Raw genomic sequence first — 18,275 nt, 5'->3', positions numbered from 1 at the left:
CCGCACCTGACGGTGCGTCGACCCTCCCCCTCCAGGGGAGGGTAAGAACTCAGGCAGCCTTGGCGAGCTGCGCCTTGGTCTCGGCGAAGGCCCAGTCGATCCACTGCGTCAGCAGCTCGACGTCCTTGGCTTCCACCGTGGCGCCGCACCAGATGCGCAGGCCGGCCGGCGCATCGCGGTAGTAGGCGAAGTCGTAGCCGGCGCCTTCCTTCTCGACCAGCGCCACCAGCTTCTTGCTGAACTCCGCCTGCGCGTCGTCCGAGCGCGAGGTGATCGCGGGATCGGTGAACTTCAGGCACACCGAGGTGTTGGAGCGGATCGAGGCGTCCTTGGCCAGGAAGTCGATCCACGGCGTCTTCGCCTTCCAGTCAGCGAGCACCTTGGTGTTGGCGTCGGCGCGCGCGATCAGCGCCTTGAGGCCGCCGATCGACTTGGCCCAGTTCAGCGCATCGAGATAGTCCTCGACGCAGAGCATCGACGGCGTGTTGATGGTCTCGCCGACGAAGATACCTTCGTTGAGCTTGCCGCCCTTGGTCATGCGGAAGATTTTCGGCAGCGGCCAGGCCGGCTTGTAGGTCTCGAGCCGTTCAACAGCACGCGGGGACAGGATCAGCATGCCGTGAGCGGCTTCGCCGCCGAGCGCCTTCTGCCAGGAGAAGGTGACGACGTCGAGCTTGGCCCAGTCGAGAGCTTGCGCAAACGCGGCGGATGTCGCGTCGCAAATGGTCAGGCCTTCGCGGGTCGCGCTGATCCAGTCGGCGTTCGGCACGCGCACGCCCGACGTGGTGCCGTTCCAGGTGAAGACGACGTCGCTCTTGGGATCGACCTTGGAGAGGTCGGGAATCTCACCGTAAGCCGCGTTGAGCTTGGTGACGTCCTTGAGCTTCAATTCCTTGACGATGTCGCTGACCCAGCCCTCGCCGAAGGATTCCCAGGCGAGCGTGGTGACGGGCCGCGCACCCAGCAGCGACCACAGCGCCATCTCGACCGCGCCGGTATCGGAGGCCGGAACGATACCGATGCGATAATCGGCGGGCACTTCAAGCACTTCGCGCGTCAGATCGATCGCGAGCTTGAGCTTGGTCTTGCCGACCTTCGCGCGATGCGAGCGGCCGAGCGCTGCGTCCTTGAGATTTTGGGCGTTCCAGCCGGGGCGCTTGGCGCAGGGGCCGGAGGAAAAATGCGGCACGGTCGGCCGCGAAGCGGGCTTCGCTACAGTCATGATCTACCCTTCCAGATAGTAAGCCTCCCGTTGGGGGGAGGTGTCCCGCCGCGGCTGATACGGGAAACGGGCAGAGTCGTCAAGGAAGTTCGGGCGTCTCACGCTGGAGTGAAGGCGCCTCGGGGGCGATTTCCGGGGACTCGACGGCGGTGAGCGCATTCAGCAAGTCCGTGGCCTCGCTGATCAATTGCGCGGCACGGCGGCGGCTGCCGACCTTCAAAATGCACTTGTCGTTGGCCTGCACAACGTAGTCGTTGCCGACCTTGATCATGGAATAGCTTGTCATCGAAATCCCCGAACCGACCGAGCCCGGTGTCTGACGCTGCGTAGCACCGTTCGTTCCCACTTCCACGTGAACGACGGACGGGTAGTTTATCAGCTCTTAAGATGAACGAACGCGCGCTCCAATTTCGCTGATCACGCAACGCTTGCGAAATGTTGCCTCAAAAGCGGACAGTCATGCCGACATGACTCGCTGTGAATCCCAACCGCTTGTAGAAGCGCTGCGCATCCGTTCTCGTCTGATGCGTCAGCAGTTCGACCAGATTGCAACCGCGCGCCTTCGCTTCCGTCACGGCCCATTGCACCAACTGCTCGCCGATGCCGCGGCTGCGACAATCAGTGGCAACGCGCACGTCTTCGAGCAGTCCGCGGATGCCGCCTTGCGAGCTGATGCCTGAGAGAACAGCGAGTTGCAGGCAGCCGACCACCCTGCCCTCGCTTTCGGCAACGACGAGCGTCAGATTTGGATCGCGATCGACCCGCTCGAATGCCGCGTAGTAGGACGCAGGCAGCGGATCCTCCACGCGCTCGCGCGCGCGCCCGAGATGATCATCGGCGAGCATCGCCACGATCGCCGGCACGTCTTCGCGGCGCGCGGGACGGATCGAGACGGACTTATTGTTCATACGGGAAACTCCAAAAACCCAGCGCGGGACTCAGCGCGCCGGAGGCAGGCCGAGAAAGGCCTCGGCCTCGCCGATCCAGCGGCGGATGGCCGCATAGCGACCGAGATCGAAACCGCCTTCATGCGCGACGCGCGTATAGGCGAGCAGCGAGACGTCGGCGAGCGATACCGCCTCGCCCGCGAAGAAGCGGCTGGAGGCGAGATGCTGCTCCATGCGGTCGAGCGCCGCATAGCCGCGTTTGACCTTTTCAGGATCGAGCTCGGAGGCGCTCTTGCCGAGATAGACGATGAGGAAGCGGCACACCGCGATATAGGGCTCGTGGCTGTACTGCTCCCAGAACAGCCATTCGTCCATCTTCGCCGCAGCGAAGGCGTCACGCGGAATGAGGACGCTGTCGCGGCCGAGGTAGCGGATGATGGCGTTGGACTGCGCCAGCGTGCGGCCGTCGTCGAAGGCGACGGTCGGCACCTGGCCGGCGCCGTTCATCTTGAGGAAATGCGGCGTGCGCGTCTCGCCTTTGCGAGTGTCGATCTCGATCCACTGATAGGGCACCGCGAGCTTGTCGCAGACCCACTTCACCTTGAGACAATTGCCGGAATTGCTGTCGCCGTAGATCTTCATCGCTGCTGCCCCGCTGTCGGATCGACAGAGCATCAGGACGAAGCGAAGCTGTCAACAGGAAGCGGACCGCTCAGAACTTGTAGCCGAGGCCGAGGCGCGCGTTGTTCAGCGTCACCTGCGTGTTCATGACGGGAGAGAATCTCACATATTCGTATTCGACCCGCGCGAACAGACCGTCCCAGATGCAGTATTCGAGACCGAGACCGGCAGTCCAACCCACCGCGAACGTATTGGTTCTGTGCTGGGACTGGGTCTGCGATTGTGCCGGGACGGGGTTGGTTGCGCCGATGACCGTGATGACGTTGCCGAACGCGTCCGTGACGGTCGAGTCCTGCCGCAAGGTCACGTTGCTCGTCACCGTGCGCGACACGTCCATGCGACCGACGGCGGCTCCGGCGAACATGTAGGGCATGAAGCCGCCGCCGTCCCAGCCCATGCGACCGCGCAACGTGATCATGTCCTTGACCTGGGCCGCAGCGGTACCGGTCAGCGTCACGCCATAGTTGTTGGTGATGCCCGGGGGCCGCGTTTCGCCGGCCGGGTTGACGATCATGAGCGAGTTCGAGCCCGACGTCGACGTCGCGAGATTGTTGAAATAGGTGTAGGTGCCCTCGAGACTGAGAATGGCATCATACCATTGCCAGTTGCGGCCGATGAAACCGCCGAAATTGACACCTTGCGTGTTGGTCTTGTTCATCAGCGACCATGTCGACGTCGGCTGCTGGAGAACGCTGTCGCGGAAGATGAAATTGGTCAGGCCGACCACGCTCTGGCTGAAATCGCTGGCGTCGGTGGTATAGCCGGCGTTGCCGCCGACATAGAAGCCGTCCCAGTTGTGGGACGTCTTCGACAGGCCGTCGGTGATGCCGCCGCGCAGGATCGGGAGATCCGGCATATCGGCCGCGTGCGCGGCAGACACCGTCCCCAACATCGCCGCCGCCAACAAAAGCCTACGCATCGCAACGCTCCAAATCGGACTCGAACTGTCGCGATGATCATGGCTCGTTAACCTTAACCAATGGTTGCGTCCGGCGATTTCGCCGCCGTCGGGCCATGAAAAATCCGCAAAGCAAAACGGCGCGGGATGATCCCGCGCCGTTAAGAGACGTTAAGCGGTGGGCTTGAGGATCAGCCCTTGGTGACGAGCGGCTGCGGCACGTAGGCCGGCGGGCTGTTGAGATCCCAGCGCACGCCGAGCTTCAGATCGTGCGAGGTGAGCTCCTTGATCTTGATCGAGGTCGGGCCCGAAGCACTGTTGTCGAACAGGCGGAAGTTGCCGGGCGCTGCGTCGCCGAGGTTCATGTAGCTGTAGGCCAGTTCGACGGTGAACCCGGGGTTGACCTTGTAGGCGAGACCGGCGTGGGCGGCCCAGGCGAAGTTCCACTTACCGTTGTCGGCGAAGTAGGCGACGCTGTTGGACAGCGCGCCGCCGCTGAACGACACGCCGTCGTCGCGGAAGCCGCTGATCTTGTTGTAGGAGCCGCCGACACCGGCGCCGATGAACGGGGTGATGCACCACCAGGTGCCGAGGTCAACGTAGGCGTTGGCCATCACGACCCACTCGGACTTGCTGCCGGTGTAGTTGTTGACGCCGACGAAGCCGGGTCCGAAGACGTTGTCGCTGCCGTGCAGATTGGCCTTGCCACGGTACTGGCCGATCACGTCGGCGCGGAACCAGTTGTTGAAGCGATAGCCGACGCCGAGATCAAACAGCGGCGAAGAGTCGAAGCCGAGACCTTCCGTCGACTTCGTATAGCCGGCCGGCAGGGAGGCATCGATGCTCTTGGCACGCTGGTTGGTCATGCCGACGTCGCCGCGCAGATACCAGCCGCCGAAGTCGGCGGGCGGAGCCGGCGGCGCGTACATCGGAGGCGGCGCCGCGATCGGCATATCGGCGGCAAACGCCATCGACGAGATCAGGGTTGCCGCACCCGCGGCAAGGAGAGACTTAACGCTACGCATTGGGCTTCGTCCTTATGGCCGGTGAGGCAAAATGCAGACGCCCCACGTTCTGGAAACTCACGACCCGGACGATGGCAGCAAATGTTTAAGCGCCACTTAACCCTAATTTTTAAGGTTGATTTTTTCTCACTGTACACGCGGATGCGGTGCGAGCGTTGCAAAAATGCAAGCGTCGGCGCCCCAATTGCTAACGATGTATGAAGCCGCAATGCAGCGAAGAAAGATTTGTTAACGCGCGTGCTGCGGCAGTTTCGGCAGGAACACCGCAAGCAGGCCGATCGCCGGCAGGTACGCGCAGACCTGGTAGACGAACTCGATCGAGGTGTGATCGGCGAGCTTGCCGAGCACGGCTGCACCGAGGCCTCCGATGCCGAAGGCGACGCCGAAGAACACGCCGGAGATCATGCCGAAGCGGTGCGGCACCAGCTCCTGCGCGAACACGATGATCGACGACGTCGTCGAGGAGATGATCAGGCCGATGATGACCGACAGCACCGCGCTGGCGTAGAGCCCGGCATAGGGCAGCGCCAGCGTGAACGGCAGCGCACCGAGAATCGAGATCCAGATCACGATCTTGCGGCCGAAGCGATCCCCCAAGGGGCCGCCGAAGAACGCACCGACCGCATTCGCCGCGAGGAAGATGAAGAGATAGATTTGCGCGGCCTGCGTCGACACGCCGAACCGGTCGATCAGATAGAAGATGTAATAGCTCGACAGGCTGGAGACGTAGAGCTGTTTTGAGAACAGCAGCGCCACCAGCACGAGAAGTGCAACGGCGACACGGCGTGAGCTCGGCCCGCCGGGCTGGGTGTGGACGGGCGCCGCCTTCTTCGCCGTGATCTGCGGCGCGTACCAGCGCCCGATGCGCCAGAGGATGAGAATCGCGAGGAACGCGATCGAGGAGAACCAGGCGATGCTGCCCTGCCCGAACGGCACCACGATCAGCGCGGCCAGCACCGGCCCCATCGAGGTGCCGAAACTGCCGCCGAGCTGGAACACCGATTGCGCGAAACCGTAGCGGCCGCCGGAGGCGAGCCGCGCGATGCGCGCGGATTCCGGATGAAACACCGCCGAGCCGAGGCCGACCAGCGCGGCGGCGACGAGGATGATCAGATACTGGTGCGCGGCGCTGAGCAGCAACAGGCCGAAGAAGGTCGAGGCCATGCCGATCGACAGCGAATAAGGCTGCGCCTTCTTGTCGGTGTAGTGCCCGACCACCGGCTGCAGCAGCGAGGCCGTGAACTGGAAGGCCAGCGTAATCATGCCGATCTGCGCGAAGTCGAGCGCGTAGGTGTCCTTCAGGATCGGATACACCGAGGCGATCAGCGACTGCATGGTGTCGTTGAGGAAGTGCGAGAAGCTGATGCCGGCGAGCACGACATAAGCCGGCCCCGCGGCTGTGTTGGCAGCAGCGGGCGCAACATCGCTGACGACGACGGGCTCCGTCAGCGTTTCCGCAGGTACGACGACAGGCTTGTTCAATGCAGCGATCCCGGCGCGGCAGATTGCCGCGATCTGCTGATTACGATGCAAGCGGCGGTGGAACCACCGCCAATCGCAAATGGCTGGAATGCGTGGGTCTTACCCTCTCCGCGAGTCCGATATCGCAGAATGGGAAGGCGCCCTTGCGCCGTGCCCACCATCTTTCCGATTCGGCGACAGACGCGTGGGCACGCTTCGCTTTGCCCACCCTACGATACTGCCCGTGGGGTGAGATCACCCCACCCCGCTCGTGCTTGAAGGACCTTACGCCGTCGCCTGCCCCAGCTTCGTAGCCCGGATGGAGCGTAGCGTAATCCCGTATCCGCGGGCGCGAACCCCGGATTTCGCTGCGCTCCATCCGGGCTACGATCGCGTCACGCTGCGCCTTACGCCGCGGCCTGTCCCAGCGCGGAGACGATGGTGTCGACGACGTCCTCGACCAGATGGCGGTCCTCGCCCTCGCCCATGACGCGGATCACCGGCTCGGTGCCGGAGGAGCGGATCAGGAGGCGGCCGTGGCCGTTGAGGCGCTTCTCGCCGTCGGAGATCGCCGACTTGACGTCGGAATCATCGAGCGGCTTGCCGCCTTTGTGACGGACGTTCTTGAGGATCTGCGGCAGCGGATCGAAGCGGTGGCAGACCTCCGACACCGGCCGGCGCAGCTTCTGCACCACGGCAAGCACCTGCAGGGCAGCGACAAAACCGTCGCCGGTGGTGGCGTAGTCGGACAGGATGATGTGGCCGGACTGCTCGCCGCCGAGATTGTAGCCGCCGTTCAGCATCTGCTCGAGCACGTAGCGGTCGCCGACCGGCGTGCGCATGAGATCGAGCCCCTGCCCCTTGAGGAAGCGCTCGAGGCCGAGATTGGACATCACGGTGGCGACGATGCCGGGACGCGAGAGACGTCCGTCTTCCTTCCAGCTCTGCGCGATCACCGCGAGCAGCTGGTCGCCGTCGACGACATGGCCGCGCTCGTCGACCAGGATGACGCGATCGGCGTCGCCGTCGAGCGCAATACCGATGTCGGCGCGCATCTCGCGCACCTTCTTCGACAGCGCTTCCGGCGAGGTCGAGCCGCAATCCTTGTTGATGTTGAAGCCGTCGGGCTCGACGCCGATCGGCACGACGTCGGCGCCAAGCTCCCACAGCGCTTCGGGCACCACCTTGTAGGCGGCGCCGTTGGCGCAATCGATCACGACGCGCAGGCCCTCGAGCGAGAGATCGCGCGGCAGCGTGCGCTTGGCGAATTCGATGTAGCGGTCATGCACGCCATCGATACGGCGGGCGCGGCCGAGGCTCGCGCTCTGTGCAAGACGCTTGTCAATGGGCTCGTCGAGCAGCTGCTCGATCTGCCGCTCGACGTCGTCGGACAGCTTGAAGCCCTGCGGCCCGAACAGCTTGATGCCGTTGTCCTCGAACAGATTGTGCGAGGCCGAGATCATCACGCCGAGATCGGCGCGCATCGACTTGGTCAGCATCGCGACCGCCGGCGTCGGCATCGGGCCGACCAGCAGCACGTCCATGCCGACCGAGGTGAAGCCCGCGACCATCGCGTATTCGATCATGTAGCCGGACAGGCGGGTGTCCTTGCCGATCACGACCCGGTGGCGGTGGTCACCGCGCTGGAACGCAAGGCCTGCAGCCTGGCCGACCTTGAGCGCGAGCTCCGGCGTGATCAGTCCGTTGGCGCGGCCCCGAATCCCGTCCGTCCCGAAATATTTGCGACTCATATCGTCCCCCAAGCAACAATCAGGGGTCCCCTCTGCAACCACGGGCTGCCGAACAGGCCCCGCATCCCTGATTTGCTGAGGTCTTATAAAGCCATCGCGGCTAACTTGGCTTCAAAAAATATGATGAATCATTACGGAACTGGCGCCGCGACCGCCTTGGTAACACCTTGTTAACATTATAGTTCCGGTGTGACCAGCGGAAAGCAGGCGGAACTCGCCCTAATCCGAGCGCTTCACATGGCCGTCGGCGCGGCTCGGCGCCGGCTGGGTGACGTTGACGGGATCGGAGCCCGGAAAGGTCTCTTCCAGCCCCTCCTCCAGCGCGTCCTCGAGATCCTGCTTCTCCTTGATCTCTTCCGGCGAAGGTCTCGCGTGCGGCTTCGTCATGGCGGCCTCCTCTCAAACGATTTGGCTGTGCATCCAACCATGCTAGATGACCCCTCGATCTTCCGATGCAAGACTCTTGAGTAAAGACGGGCCGGGAAACGTTCATGAAGCACATCACCTGTATCGACGATCTTCGGGCGCTGCATAAGCGCCGCGTGCCGAAGGCCTTCTTCGACTACTGCGACCGCGGCTCCTATGCCGAGGAAACGCTGCGCGCCAACCGCGAGGACATGCAGGCAATCAAGTTCCGCCAGCGCATCCTGGTCGACGTCTCCAAGCGCGACACCTCGACCACGATCCTCGGCGAGCCCTCGACCATGCCGCTGATCCTCGCGCCCGTCGGCCTGCTCGGCATGCAGCATGGCGACGGCGAAATCTACGCCTGCCGCGCCGCGCAGGCCGCCGGTATCCCGTTCACGCAATCGACCATGTCGATCTGCTCGATCGAGGACATCGCTGCCAATGTCGAGAAGCCGTTCTGGTTCCAGCTTTACGTGATGAAGGACCGCGGCTTCATCAAGGAACTGATTCAGCGCGCGGCCGCAGCCAAGTGCAGCGCGCTCGTGCTCACCGTCGACCTGCAGGTGATCGGCCAGCGCCACGCCGACATCAAGAACGGCATGACGGTGCCCCCCGAATGGTCGCTGTCGAAGCTCTTGGATTTCGCCAGCAAGCCGGCCTGGGTCTCGGGCGTGCTGCAGGGCAAGCGCCGCACCTTCGGCAACATCGCCGGCCACGTGAAGAACACCGAGGATCTCAACCGCCTCGCCGAGTGGACCGCATCGCAGTTCGACACGTCCTTGAACTGGAAGGACGTCGAGTGGGTCCGCAGCATCTGGCCGGGCAAGCTTGTCATCAAGGGCATTCTCGACGTCGAGGACGCCGAGGAAGCTGCCAAGACCGGCGCGCAGGCCCTCGTCGTCTCCAACCATGGCGGCCGGCAGCTCGACGGCGCGCCGTCCTCGATCGAGGTGCTGCCGGAGATCGCGGACGCGGTCGGTGACAAGATGGAGATCATGTTCGACGGGGGCATCCGCTCCGGCCAGGACGTGATGCGCGCGCTCGCGCTCGGCGCAAAATCCTGCATGATCGGCCGCGCCTATGCCTACGGCCTCGGTGCCGGCGGCCAGGCCGGCGTCGCCAAGGCGATCGAGATCATCCAGAAGGAGCTGCTCACCACCATGGGCCTGTGCGGCGTCAACCGGATCGACGAGATCGACGATCACGTGATTGCGGTGTAGCCGCAGCGGCAGTGCCGTAGGGTGGGCAAAGCGACTTGTCCGCCGTAGCTCGAAGAGCGAAGGCGGAAGCGTGCCCACCAATGTTCGTATCACGCAAGAAGACGTGGGCACGGCGCTGGCGCGCCTTTGCCCACCCTACAGGTTCTCGACGTGGCGGAATGCCGTCGCCACAAACTCCGCTGTCGTCCCGGACAAGCGCAGCTTCGGACAACGCGCAGCGTTGTCCGGAGCGGAGCGCTGATCCGGGACCCATAACCACAGACGGGTGTGGTTACGGGGACTTGGAGTTATCTGTCTCGCGCAACGACATCTCCCTGTGGTTATGGGTCCCGGATCAGCGCGCGCTTAGGGCGCGCTTGTCCGGGACGACAGCTGAGATTGTGGAAGCAGTATCCCGTCTCACATCGGCGGCGTCACGCCATCCCGCCCCACATTCACCCGGTTCGCCTCCAGCGACCCATCCTCCTTCTTGGCCGCGCCGAAAATGATCAGCTTGGCGCCGGGCTTCACCTCCGACTTGTCGCTGGCGACGAAGGTGACGATCGGAGTGTCCGGCGGCACCACGACTTTCTTCTCGCCGTCCTTGTATTTCAACGTGATGTTCTGGCCGTCGGTGCCCTTCACCGTCTGCGCCACGGTGGCGTTGGTCATGGTCGAGTTGGCGCGGGCGTCCCAGGGGCGGAAACCTTCGGCGGCGCCGCGCTGGTTCTCGGGGAAGATGTGCACCGCGATCGCCTTCTGGGTGCCGTCGGGTTCGGGCATGCCGGTGACGCCGATATAGGAGCCTTCCTTGATCTCGGACAGCTCGGTCTTGATCACGGCGAAAACGGCGACATTGTCGGTCATGCGCACCTTCACTTCGCTGCCCTCGCGGGTCTTGATGCCGAGCAGGCTGCCGTCGACGCTCTCGATGGTGCCGCGGATGCGCACCGTCGGCGCCTGCTGCGCCGAGGCGGAAGACACGAAGATGCAGGTGACGAAAGTGGCCACGACGGCGCGTGGCATCCAATTCAGCTTCGGCATGGCCTTGTCCCTCCAGGGCGTTGCGGCGGTACATCACGGCAACCCCGTGCGACCGCCGCTATTCCCTGGTGAGATCATCACATCGGCGGGGTCAGGCCGTCGCGGCCGACTCTGACGCGGTTGGTCTCGAACGAGCCGTCCGGCAGCTGCTTCATGAAGGCGATCACCTTGGCGCCGGGCTTCAGCTCGCCCTTGTCACCGGGCACGAAGGTCACCACCGGCGTGTTGTCGGGAACGAACACCTTCTTCTCGCCGTCCTTGTACTTGACTAGGAGCGTGTGGCCGTCATTGCCGACCACGCTCTCCGAGACCGTCGCATTGGTCATGCTGGAATTGGGCTTGAGGTCGTAGGGCCGCGAGCCTTCGCCGGTGCCGCGCATGTTCTCCGGAAATACGTGGACCTCGACGGCGTTGTTGCCGCCGTCCGGTCCCGGCACGGTGGTGGCGCCGACGAAGGAACCGACCTTGATGTCGGCGAGTGAAATTTTTGTAACTCCCGACACGCTGATGTCGGGGGCGATGCGGAGCTTGACGTCCTCGCCGCTGCGCGACTTGACCTGCATGGTGTCGCCGCTGACGCTTTCGATGGTGCCGCGCACACGCGTCGGCACCGGCGCCCTCTGCGCGACGGCCGCGACGGCCGAGACGGTTACCATCGCGACGGCGACGAGCAGGCGTATCAAGGTTGTACGTTGAATAGTCATGACGGTCTCCGATTGTCCCACGAGGGTAGAACTCCGGAGGTGGTGTGCTATTCGCCGTTGCCCTCTCAAGTCTTTGTGAGATCGGCCTCGACCAGCGCCCGCAGCTCAGGCGTGACTTGCGGCCTGCGGCCAAACCACAGCGCGAAGCCGCGCACGGCCTGGTGCAGCAGCATGCCGAGCCCGTCGGCGGTCTTCAGCCCGCGCGCCTGCGCGGCGGCCAGCAGCGGTGTCACCAGGGGAACGTAGACGAGATCGGCGACGACGGCTTCTTGCGGCAGGCGCGACACCTCGACGTCGAGTGACGGCTGGCCGTGCATGCCGAGCGAGGTCGTGTTCACGAGAAGTCTTGCGCGCGGCAGCACGTCGCCGATCGCGTCCCACGTCACGGGATGCACGTTCGGACCGAACTGTCCTGCAAGCGTCTCGGCCCGCGCGATGGTGCGATTGGCGAGATGGATGCGCTTGATGCCGCGCTCGCGCAGGCCGAACACGACCGCGCGGGAGGAGCCGCCGGCGCCAAGCACCAGCGCTTCTTCCGCCTTGTCCCAGCCGGGCGCGCTGGCATCGAGATTGCCGATGAAACCTTCGACGTCGGTGTTGGTCGAGCGTAGCTCGCCGTCCTCGAACCACAGCGTGTTGGCGGCGCCGATGGCCCGCGCGCGCGCGTCAGGTGTCGAGAGCCCGAGCACGGCTTCCTTGTGCGGGATGGTGACGTTGGCGCCGACAAAGCCGCGCAGCGACAGGCGCAGCACGAAATCGCGCAGATCCTCGGGCGGAACCGCCTCGATGACGTAGCCGCCTTCAATGCCGAGCGTACGCAGCCAGTAACGATGGATCAGCGGCGAGCGCGAATGCGCGGCCGGCCATCCGATCAGGCAGGCTGCGGGAGCCTTGGTCACGGTCGTCCTTCCCCTTAAGTCGTTTCCGTGACGATCCATTTCGCGTCCCGCGGGCGCTGTCAAGCGCGCGGGAGCCGCACCGCGGCGCAGCAGCAAGGAGGCGATCAAATCACCCTGAGCGAGACGTGCGCGCCGCAGGCTTGTCGGCCGCTCGGCTCTTGATGTCGGCGACGGCGCGCTCGAGGCTCGTGCGATAACGCGCGCGCGGCGGCGTCACGCCATGGGTCAGCAGCGCGCGGCGGACCGCGGGCGAGGCGCCGGTGATGAACAGGCGGATGCCCTGGCGGTGGGCCTTGGCGGCGACCCGCCCGAGCACGTTCGCCGCCGTCGAGTCCAGGAACGGCACCGCGGCGAAGTCGACCACGAAGGCCTTGCGCTTGTCGGCGATGCCGTCGAGCACGCCGCCGATCGCCGAGGCCGCGCCGAAGAAGAACGCGCCGGTGATGCGATAGACCAGCACGTCGCGGTCGACCGCGAGCCCGGGATCGTAAGGCACGCGCGCGCCATTGCCGTCGTCGGGGCGATCGGCGGCGACCAGCGGCGTGCGCTCCTCGATGCCGGTCATCTCCGCCATGCGATGGATGAACAGCACCGCGCCGAGCGCGAAGCCGACCAGGATGCCTTCGGTGAGGTCGCGGAAGATCGTGAGCAGGAAGGTCGCGAGCAGCACTACGGCATCGCCCCAGGACGAGCGCAGGAGCGTGGCGAATTCCTGCTTCTCCGCCATGGTCCAGGCGACCACCACGAGCACGGCGGCGAGCGCGGCAAGCGGGATGTAGCTGGCGAGGGGAGCTGCGATCAGCATGAACAGCAGCAGGAAGACCGAGTGCAGCATGCCCGCCAGCGGCCCGCGCGCGCCGGCGCGGATGTTGGTGGCGGTGCGCGCGATCAGGCCGGTGACGCAGATGCCGCCGAACAGCGCCGAGCCGATATTGGCCGCGCCTTGCGCGACCAACTCGCAATTGGAGCGGTGACGGCGCCCGGTCATGCCGTCGGCCACCACCGCCGACAGCAGCGATTCGATGGCAGCGAGCAGCGCGAAGGAGATCGCGTCGGGGAGCACCGCTTTGGCCTTCGCAATCGAGAACGCTGGCAGCGCCGGCGACGGCAATTCGCGTGGTATGCCGCCGAAGCGGCTGCCGATGGTCTCGACCGGCAGCGAGAACACCGCACATATGACGGCCGCGAAAACGACCGCGATCAGGATACCGGGCCAGGACGGCCGCCAGACCCGCAAGGCCGCGATGATCGCAATGCTGACGAGCGCGACGACAACCGCCGACGGATTGACGGTGTGCAGGCCGCTCGCGAGCGCGGCGAGCTTCGGCACGAACTCGCTGGGCTCTTTGCCCGCGAGCGTGATGCCTGCGAGATCGCGGAGCTGGCTCGCAAAAATGATCACCGCGATGCCGGCGGTGAAGCCGACCGTCACCGGATAGGGAATGAACTTGATGTAGGTGCCGACGCGCAACAGGCCCGCGGCGATCAGGAACAGACCCGCCATCATGGTGGCGAGGATCACGCCGTCGATGCCGTGCCGCTCCGCGGTCACCGCGACCAAGACGATGAAGGCACCCGCAGGGCCGCCGATCTGGAAGCGGCTGCCGCCGAGCAGCGACACGATGAAACCGCCGACGACGGCGGTGTAGAGGCCGCGATCCGGCGTCGCGCCCGAGGCGATCGCGATCGCCATCGACAGCGGCAGCGCGACGATCGCGACCGTCAGGCCCGCAAACACGTCGGCGCGAAAGTCCGCGATGCCGTAGCCTTCACGCCAGACGGTGACGAGCTTTGGCAGATAGAGTTCGGCAAAGGTCGGCCTGCGCAGCTGATGCAGGCGGCTTGCGTGATCGCTGGTGATGCTCATGCCCCGAAGTGCTCCGAAGCATCGCGCGTCCCGTGTTGCCGAGGTGCGACGATGCGCTAGCCCATCCTGATCCCGAGCACGATCAAACTACGATCATGCTCCGACGCGTCGCGGCGGCCCCGGCTCCTTCAGCCGAACGCCGCGTCCGCCGCTGTCGCTGCGCGCCTGCTCGCCGATCAGCTCGACGCCGGCCCGGTCGAACGCCTCGACCACCCTCATCAAGGTCTCGACCACGCCGCGCACATTGCCGGTCGAGGCCTCCATCCGCTGGATGGTCGGCAACGACACGCCGGCGAGCTCGGCCAGGGTTTTCTGGTCGATGCCGAGCAGCGCGCGGGCGGCCCGCATCTGGAACGAGGTGATCACCTTGGCCTCACGTATCAGGAGTTATAAGTGATATCTGGAGCATATACAATGATGTAAAATACATCATCTGGAGGTGAGGACAAGGGAATTCTCGCTTCCGCGCCCATCTGTCTCCACCGTCACTGCGAGCGCAGCGAAGCAATCCAGAATCCCTCCGCGGAAAGACGCTGGATTGCTTCGCTATGCTCGCAATGACGGATCAAGCAGCGAGCACTTGTCTCTTTACCGTCACCCTGAGGTGGCCGCTTCTTCAGCGGCCCTCGAAGGGCGACGGCCCGGCTGCAGCAGCGGGGCCGTGCATCCTTCGAGGCTCGCCGCGCAGTGCAAATGCACTGCGCAACTCGCACCTCAGGATGACGGAGTTTCGGCTTCGTTGCGCTCGCAATGACGGAGAGGAGGAGAGCGCGCGCGTCCAACGTTCACCGCACGCGTGGAAACAGCCCCTCACCCCTCCCTCTCCCCGTAAGAACGGGGAGAGGGAGTGAGAGAGGCGTGCGTCCCTTACTGCGCGATTCAGATCACGCCGCGTGCTGGTGCGCGGCGATGATCTGGTCGGCGGCGCGGCCCGTGACTTCGGCCATGTGGTCGAACTGACGGGTGAAGCTGCCGGCGCCTGCAGTGGCCGAACGCAGCTCGACGATGAGCTCGCCGATCTCGGCTTCCGGCATCATGGCGCGGACGCAGTCCCAGCCGCTCCAGCCGTCGCGGGTGTCGAAGCCGAGGATCTGGCCGCGCCGCGCCGACAGGATCGCGTTGATCTTGGCGGTGGCATCGGTCGGACACACGATCTCGACCACGTGGATCGGCTCCAGCAGCACCGGCTGGCATTGCGGCAGGCCTTCGTTGAGCCCGACCCGCGCTGCCGTGCGGAAGGCGAGATCGGAGCTGTCGACGCTGTGATAGGAGCCGTCGGTCAGCGTCACCTGCACGTCGGTGACGGGGAAGCCGAGCGGACCGCGCGTGAGCCCGTCGACGACGCCTTCCTCGACCGCCGGGATGTAGTTGCGCGGCACCGCGCCGCCGACCACCTTCTCGGCGAACTTGAAGCCGTCGCCGCGCGGCAGCGGCTTGATGTCGAGCACGACATCGCCGAACTGGCCGTGGCCGCCGGACTGCTTCTTGTGACGACCACGCTGGGTAATCGGCTTGCGGATGGTCTCCTGGTAGCCGATCGCGGGCGGATGCGAGGTGACCTTGACGCCGAAGCGGTCGCGCAAGCGCTCGCTGGCGACGCGCAGGTGCATCTCGCCCTGGCCCCACAGCACGGTGTCGTGGGTCTTGGGGTTCTGCACGATCAGGAGCGAAGGATCCTCCTCATGCAGCCGCGTCAGCGCCTGGCCGAGCTTGACGTCGTCCTTGCGGTCGGTGGCCGCGACCGAGATCGCGAGCACGGCCGATGTCGGCTCCGCGGCGACCAGCGCCGCCGGCTGCGTCTTGCCGCTCGAGACCATGTCGCCGGTCTTGACCGGATCGAGCTTGGCGAGCGCCACGGTGTCACCGGCTTCCGCCGAGGCACGCTTGGTGTCGTAGGCGCCGTTGACGGCGAGGATGCCTGAGATGCGCCCGGCGCCGCCGGAGGAGGATTGCAGCGTGGCGCCGTCGTCGAGATGGCCGGCGACGAGCCGGGTCAGCGACAGTTTTCCGCCGTGCTGCGAATGCAGCGTCTTGAAGACGTAGCCGAGCGCGTCCTTGCTCTCGGGCGCGCCGAGGCGCTTGGCGGTCTCGGCGATGCCGGGCGCCTCGTGGCGCAGCGCCTTCATCAGGCGCAGCACGCCGTTTTCGCGCGCGGCCGCACCGATCAGCACCGGGCAGATCAGCCCTTCGCGCAGTTCGCGGGCGAGATCGTCGAACACGGCATCGCGCGGCGGCTGGATGTCCTCCAACAATTGCTCCATCAGTGCGTCGTCGTGGTCGGCGAGCTTCTCCAGCATCGAGAAGCGGGCTTCCTTCTCGCGGTCGAGATCGCCGCCTTCGAGTGCGACCACCTCGGAGGCCTTGTGCTCGCGATAGATGAAGGCGCGCTCCAGCGCGAGATCGACGAAGCCCTCGATCAGCTCGCCCTTCCAGATCGGGATCTGGCGCAGCACCAGCGGCACGCGGGAGGCGGGCTGCAGCATCGCGAGGGTCTCGCGGATGCGCTGATTGGCGCGGTCGATCTTGTTGAGGAACAGGAAACGCGGGATCTTCAGCTCCTCCAGCTCGCGCAGGATGATCTGAAGCTGCGGCAGCTTCTTCTCGTCGGCCTCGCAGACCACGATTGCGGCATCGACCGCGGGCAGCGCGGCGCGCATGTCGTGGGCGAACTCGACGGAACCGGGACAATCCAGGAAGGTGTAGCTGTCGCCCATGAAACTCGTGGTGGCGGCAGTGAGGCCGACGGTCATCTTGTGATGACGGGCCTCCGGGGAGGCGTCGCCGACGGAAGTTCCGCCGTCGACGCTGCCGGCGCGCGGGATTGCGCCCGTTCGCGCCAATATTGCTTCAAGAAGTGTGGTTTTACCGCTTTGGAAAGGGCCCACCAGCGCGATGCACCGTGGACCTCGGGGACTTCTGACGTCTTGTCCCATTTCGCCGCCTCCTTTGTGTGGAGCTCGGCCCATGATTGGGTCGGCAAACGCAGATGCTCTGCCCGTCCCTTAGATTTGGCAAGCGTCAAACGTCGCTGCGGTGCGTCGTCCGTCAAATCGCGCCGTTTCGCGCGGCGCGATCACACGCAAAAGTGTTAACGGCCCGGACGCAGTTCCAGGCTTTCGAGGCCGGCGGCGATGTTAAGGCCGACCTGGCCCTGCACGCTGAGCGGCTGAAGCGCGATCGAATTGTTGGAGCCACCGACGAGCACATTGCCGCCGAGGCCGACGCCGATCGAGGCGCTGCCCTGCGCGCCAGCGTAATTGCCGGAGAGATCGCCGGGGCCGAGCCGGTCGACCGGCGCGAACACGCCCCAGGCCAGCGTGGTCTCCTGGGTGATGCCGATGTCGAGGCCCACTTTCCGGATCGTCGCGACATAGCGGTCCTCGGGCAAGCCGTCGGCGCGCAGCACGCAGCCGAGGTTGGTCACCGATCCCACGATGAACCCGACGCTGGCGCCGCCGCGGCATTCGAGCACGCCGACCCGCACCATCCGCTGCTGCTGCGCGCTGCTGCCGGAGACCGAGGCAACGAGGCTCGTGGCGATAAGCCCGGCGAAGATGAACGAACGGCGCATGAATGTCTCCGGCGATGAATAGGATGCGAGCAGGAAGGACGCGGCACACGCCGCGCGATGGTCTATGCCACAAGAGCGTTGTGGGTGCCAGATCGGACGTATCTGAAATGAACGCTCGGAGAGAAGCCCCTCACCCCACCCTCTCAGCGCGAGCGAAGCTCGTCGCGGCCCCGTAAGAACGGGGCGAGGGAGTGAGAGAGCCGGGCGTCCCTCACGGTCGAACAATTCGAACGCGCTATCGCGGCTTTAACCTCTCCCCGCCCTTCTGCGGGGGGAGATCGGATTGCGCAGCGATCCGGGTGAGGGGCAGGGCAAGATGCCGACCGGAGCAAAGGACTAACCGACTCCGCCTCTCGAAACACAATCGGGATAGGGGGAAGCCTCGCGGCTCCGCCCCTCCCACACCACCGGACATACGGGTCCGTATCCGGCGGTTCAGCGGATTATGCGGGTCGCCGTGCCGCGACGGAAGCCAAGCCGAGTGAGGCAAAGAAGCCGTTTGGCAGAGCAATGGTGAGCGCGGGGCTGTTCGCGAGCCGCCAAGGGCCACGTGGGCTGCCGGCGGTTTGCGCCGCCAGATCCCGGCCGACGCCGCGGCGTCGCAACTCGGCAAAGCGAGCGGGTCCATACTTCCATTGCTTCCAGGCAACGGCGCGCA

General features: G+C 65.2%; 17 protein-coding genes and 1 pseudogene. 1 reads left to right on the top strand and 17 read right to left on the bottom strand.

All coding sequences use genetic code 11. The features are described from left to right. Positions 1-49: 49 nt before the first annotated feature. The 9 genes from IQ16_RS41485 to IQ16_RS46155 all read right to left on the bottom strand — a co-directional run bounded on the left by IQ16_RS41485 (position 50) and on the right by IQ16_RS46155 (position 8,312). Positions 50-1,222, bottom strand: a complete 1,173-nt coding sequence (locus IQ16_RS41485; RefSeq protein ID WP_018647492.1) for a phosphoserine transaminase — start codon at positions 1,220-1,222, stop codon at positions 50-52. A 79-nt stretch (positions 1,223-1,301) separates the two neighbouring features. Then, positions 1,302-1,508: a hypothetical protein gene (locus tag IQ16_RS41480; RefSeq protein WP_018647493.1), complete on the bottom strand. Its 207-nt coding sequence runs from the start codon at positions 1,506-1,508 to the stop codon at positions 1,302-1,304. A gap of 157 nt (positions 1,509-1,665) precedes the next feature. Further along, a complete protein-coding gene (locus tag IQ16_RS41475) occupies positions 1,666-2,130 on the bottom strand; it encodes a GNAT family N-acetyltransferase (RefSeq protein WP_018647494.1) in 465 nt (154 codons plus the stop codon). A 30-nt stretch (positions 2,131-2,160) separates the two neighbouring features. Beyond that, the gene (locus IQ16_RS41470) at positions 2,161-2,751 is read right to left on the bottom strand and encodes a glutathione S-transferase family protein (RefSeq protein ID WP_018647495.1); all 591 of its coding nucleotides are present in this window, start codon (positions 2,749-2,751) and stop codon (positions 2,161-2,163) included. Between the two features lie 70 nt (positions 2,752-2,821). Beyond that, entirely contained in the window at positions 2,822-3,709 is an 888-nt protein-coding gene (locus IQ16_RS41465) for an outer membrane protein (RefSeq protein WP_018647496.1), read from the bottom strand. A 170-nt stretch (positions 3,710-3,879) separates the two neighbouring features. After that, entirely contained in the window at positions 3,880-4,713 is an 834-nt protein-coding gene (locus tag IQ16_RS41460) for an outer membrane protein (RefSeq protein ID WP_018647497.1), read from the bottom strand. 228 nt (positions 4,714-4,941) lie between these two features. Then, on the bottom strand, positions 4,942-6,195 hold the full coding sequence (locus tag IQ16_RS41455) for an MFS transporter (protein ID WP_026312716.1): 1,254 nt from the start codon (positions 6,193-6,195) through the stop codon (positions 4,942-4,944). 386 nt (positions 6,196-6,581) lie between these two features. Further along, positions 6,582-7,925 (bottom strand): phosphoglucosamine mutase, encoded by a 1,344-nt coding sequence (glmM, locus tag IQ16_RS41450; protein ID WP_026312717.1) that lies wholly within the window; start codon positions 7,923-7,925, stop codon positions 6,582-6,584. Between the two features lie 219 nt (positions 7,926-8,144). Then, positions 8,145-8,312 (bottom strand): hypothetical protein, encoded by a 168-nt coding sequence (locus tag IQ16_RS46155; RefSeq protein ID WP_167526384.1) that lies wholly within the window; start codon positions 8,310-8,312, stop codon positions 8,145-8,147. Between the two features lie 104 nt (positions 8,313-8,416). Between IQ16_RS46155 and IQ16_RS41445 the strand changes: the two genes are divergently transcribed. After that, entirely contained in the window at positions 8,417-9,553 is a 1,137-nt protein-coding gene (locus IQ16_RS41445; protein WP_018647500.1) for an alpha-hydroxy acid oxidase, read from the top strand. A gap of 399 nt (positions 9,554-9,952) precedes the next feature. Here IQ16_RS41445 and IQ16_RS41440 read toward each other — a convergent pair whose 3' ends face one another. The 8 genes and pseudogenes from IQ16_RS41440 to IQ16_RS46385 form a co-directional block, all read right to left on the bottom strand. Beyond that, positions 9,953-10,576, bottom strand: coding sequence for a single stranded DNA-binding domain-containing protein (locus IQ16_RS41440; RefSeq protein WP_018647501.1), 624 nt, complete (start codon positions 10,574-10,576; stop codon positions 9,953-9,955). A 77-nt stretch (positions 10,577-10,653) separates the two neighbouring features. After that, entirely contained in the window at positions 10,654-11,280 is a 627-nt protein-coding gene (locus tag IQ16_RS41435) for a hypothetical protein (protein WP_026312718.1), read from the bottom strand. A gap of 65 nt (positions 11,281-11,345) precedes the next feature. Then, positions 11,346-12,218: a shikimate dehydrogenase gene (locus IQ16_RS41430; RefSeq protein ID WP_051123058.1), complete on the bottom strand. Its 873-nt coding sequence runs from the start codon at positions 12,216-12,218 to the stop codon at positions 11,346-11,348. A 70-nt stretch (positions 12,219-12,288) separates the two neighbouring features. Then, on the bottom strand, positions 12,289-14,046 hold the full coding sequence (locus IQ16_RS41425) for a SulP family inorganic anion transporter (protein ID WP_018647503.1): 1,758 nt from the start codon (positions 14,044-14,046) through the stop codon (positions 12,289-12,291). Between the two features lie 93 nt (positions 14,047-14,139). Further along, positions 14,140-14,412, bottom strand: a complete 273-nt coding sequence (locus IQ16_RS41420) for a helix-turn-helix domain-containing protein (RefSeq protein WP_018647504.1) — start codon at positions 14,410-14,412, stop codon at positions 14,140-14,142. A 518-nt stretch (positions 14,413-14,930) separates the two neighbouring features. Then, positions 14,931-16,979, bottom strand: a complete 2,049-nt coding sequence (locus IQ16_RS41410; protein ID WP_018647505.1) for an elongation factor G — start codon at positions 16,977-16,979, stop codon at positions 14,931-14,933. Between the two features lie 155 nt (positions 16,980-17,134). Beyond that, the gene (locus IQ16_RS41405) at positions 17,135-17,617 is read right to left on the bottom strand and encodes a DUF992 domain-containing protein (protein WP_018647506.1); all 483 of its coding nucleotides are present in this window, start codon (positions 17,615-17,617) and stop codon (positions 17,135-17,137) included. A 443-nt stretch (positions 17,618-18,060) separates the two neighbouring features. After that, a pseudogene (locus IQ16_RS46385) lies at positions 18,061-18,275 on the bottom strand (group II intron reverse transcriptase/maturase); the annotation flags it as partial.

This window comes from Bradyrhizobium huanghuaihaiense, assembly GCF_007830635.1.
Lineage (GTDB): Bacteria > Pseudomonadota > Alphaproteobacteria > Rhizobiales > Xanthobacteraceae > Bradyrhizobium > Bradyrhizobium huanghuaihaiense.
Note: the sequence above shows the minus strand (reverse complement) of the source record. Positions and strands in the feature narration are given on the sequence as shown.

Bases quoted from the DNA above. Each gene is read 5' to 3' on its own strand.
- IQ16_RS41485 (WP_018647492.1), bottom strand. From the start codon at position 1,222: ATGACTGTAGCGAAGCCCGCTTCGCGGCCGACCGTGCCGCATTTTTCC.
- IQ16_RS41480 (WP_018647493.1), bottom strand. From the start codon at position 1,508: ATGACAAGCTATTCCATGATCAAGGTCGGCAACGACTACGTTGTGCAG.
- IQ16_RS41475 (WP_018647494.1), bottom strand. From the start codon at position 2,130: ATGAACAATAAGTCCGTCTCGATCCGTCCCGCGCGCCGCGAAGACGTG.
- IQ16_RS41470 (WP_018647495.1), bottom strand. From the start codon at position 2,751: ATGAAGATCTACGGCGACAGCAATTCCGGCAATTGTCTCAAGGTGAAG.
- IQ16_RS41465 (WP_018647496.1), bottom strand. From the start codon at position 3,709: ATGCGTAGGCTTTTGTTGGCGGCGGCGATGTTGGGGACGGTGTCTGCC.
- IQ16_RS41460 (WP_018647497.1), bottom strand. From the start codon at position 4,713: ATGCGTAGCGTTAAGTCTCTCCTTGCCGCGGGTGCGGCAACCCTGATC.
- glmM (WP_026312717.1), bottom strand. From the start codon at position 7,925: ATGAGTCGCAAATATTTCGGGACGGACGGGATTCGGGGCCGCGCCAAC.
- IQ16_RS46155 (WP_167526384.1), bottom strand. From the start codon at position 8,312: ATGACGAAGCCGCACGCGAGACCTTCGCCGGAAGAGATCAAGGAGAAG.
- IQ16_RS41445 (WP_018647500.1), top strand. From the start codon at position 8,417: ATGAAGCACATCACCTGTATCGACGATCTTCGGGCGCTGCATAAGCGC.
- IQ16_RS41440 (WP_018647501.1), bottom strand. From the start codon at position 10,576: ATGCCGAAGCTGAATTGGATGCCACGCGCCGTCGTGGCCACTTTCGTC.
- IQ16_RS41435 (WP_026312718.1), bottom strand. From the start codon at position 11,280: ATGACTATTCAACGTACAACCTTGATACGCCTGCTCGTCGCCGTCGCG.
- IQ16_RS41430 (WP_051123058.1), bottom strand. From the start codon at position 12,218: ATGGATCGTCACGGAAACGACTTAAGGGGAAGGACGACCGTGACCAAG.
- IQ16_RS41425 (WP_018647503.1), bottom strand. From the start codon at position 14,046: ATGAGCATCACCAGCGATCACGCAAGCCGCCTGCATCAGCTGCGCAGG.
- IQ16_RS41410 (WP_018647505.1), bottom strand. From the start codon at position 16,979: ATGGGACAAGACGTCAGAAGTCCCCGAGGTCCACGGTGCATCGCGCTG.
- IQ16_RS41405 (WP_018647506.1), bottom strand. From the start codon at position 17,617: ATGCGCCGTTCGTTCATCTTCGCCGGGCTTATCGCCACGAGCCTCGTT.